Below are 1,500 nucleotides of genomic sequence, written 5' to 3' on the forward strand. Positions count from 1 at the left end.
GACCACGGTCCGTGCCGGCGCCCGCGCGGCGACCGCGTCCGGAACCAGTTCGCGCGGCGCTAGGAAGTCGTCGGCGCCGTTCTCCAGTGTCGGGGGCAGCAGATCCGCAGCCGCATCCGCTGCCCGCCGACGCGCGCGGTGGCCACACCGCCGAGGCGCCACCCTTCCTCGCTCTGCCCCGGAGCCACGGCGATGGTCCGGCCGCACAGCCGGTCCAGCGAGCCGGCGCGGGCGGCCGGTACGTTCGCCGATAGGCCGCCGGGTCCACCGCGCCGATCCCCGAGTAGAGGGTCCGCCGGTACATACGGCCGGGAACCCCAGCTGCACGCCGTCGAGCGCGCGGACCCGCGCCTGGGCCCGTACTCCCGGGGCACGCCGCGCGAGCCGGATCGCCGCTCCGGCCCTGCCTGTCCCACCATCATGTCGGCGATTCCATCGCCCGGCCGGGCCGCCGGGCATCGGGGCAGGGCCCCGACCTCGGGTATGCCTGGCCCTATCGACACGCGAACCCGGGAGAATGTTCCCGTCGAGCCCGGTCGGCGGGCCGGCGGTCCTACGTGTGGAGCTTCCGTGCAGTCTGAGCGAACCGCGATCCGAGTGGTCCTCGCCGAGGACGGCGTGCTTCTCCGGGAGGGGCTCGCGGGACTGCTGCACCGGTTCGGGTTCGAGGTCGTCGCCATGGCCGACGACGCCGGTACGCTCAGGAAGGCCGTCGCCGAGCACGCCCCCGACCTGGTGCTGACCGACATCCGGATGCCCCCGGGATACACGGACGAGGGGCTGCGTACTGCCGTCGAGCTCCGCCGCGCCGACCCGAACCTGGCCGTGGTCGCGCTCAGCCAGTACGTCGAGCCGAGCTACGCCTCCGACCTGCTCGACTCCGGCGACGGCAGAGGCGTCGGCTATCTCCTCAAGGACCGGGTGGTCGACGTCGAGGAGTTCGTCGCCACGCTGCGCCAGGTGGCCGACGGCGGAACCGTGATCGATCCCCAGGTCGTACGCCGGTTGCTGCACCGGCAGCGCGATCCGCTGAGCCGGCTGTCCGCGCGGGAGCGCGAGGTCCTCGGCCTCATCGCCGAAGGGCACTCGAACACCGCGATCGCCCGCCTCCTCGTCGTCTCCGAGGCCACGGTCGGCAAGCACGTCGGCAGCATCCTCGCCAAGCTCGACCTCCCCCCGGACGACGACACGAGCCGCCGGGTCCTCGCGGTGCTGGCCTACCTGCGGAGCGGCTCCGGCCGGTGACGCGGCGCCCCGGAGCGACCGTGACGTGTCGCGACGTGGAGGATCAGGGCGGTCACGGCGGCGGCCAGGACGGGGAGCGCGGCGGCCGCGAAGCACGCTGCCAGCGGCAGGCGGCCCAGCAGCAGCCCGGCGTCCGCGGTTCCACCGGAGGAGCCCCCGTTGACGGCGGTGTTCACCCACGCGCCCGCCCGCGTACGTGCGCCGGGGGCGGCGGACTCGTCCGCGATCAGATAGGCCGTCGCCAGCGCCGGTGAG

General features: G+C 74.4%; 1 protein-coding gene and 1 pseudogene. One reads left to right on the forward strand and one right to left on the reverse strand.

Going from position 1 to position 1,500, the window contains the following annotated elements; translation table 11 throughout:
- Positions 1-570: 570 nt before the first annotated feature.
- Positions 571-1,245 carry a response regulator gene (locus ACFFNX_RS49765; RefSeq protein WP_378213486.1) on the forward strand — a complete coding sequence of 225 codons (675 nt, stop codon included), beginning with the start codon at positions 571-573 and terminating at the stop codon, positions 1,243-1,245.
- Here the strand turns inward: ACFFNX_RS49765 and ACFFNX_RS49770 are convergent.
- Positions 1,218-1,500 (reverse strand): annotated as a pseudogene (locus ACFFNX_RS49770) (MFS transporter); the annotation flags it as partial. The gene ACFFNX_RS49765 and the pseudogene ACFFNX_RS49770 overlap by 28 nt on opposite strands.

This window comes from Actinoallomurus acaciae, from assembly GCF_042429965.1.
Taxonomy (GTDB): Bacteria; Actinomycetota; Actinomycetes; order Streptosporangiales; family Streptosporangiaceae; genus Actinoallomurus; species Actinoallomurus acaciae.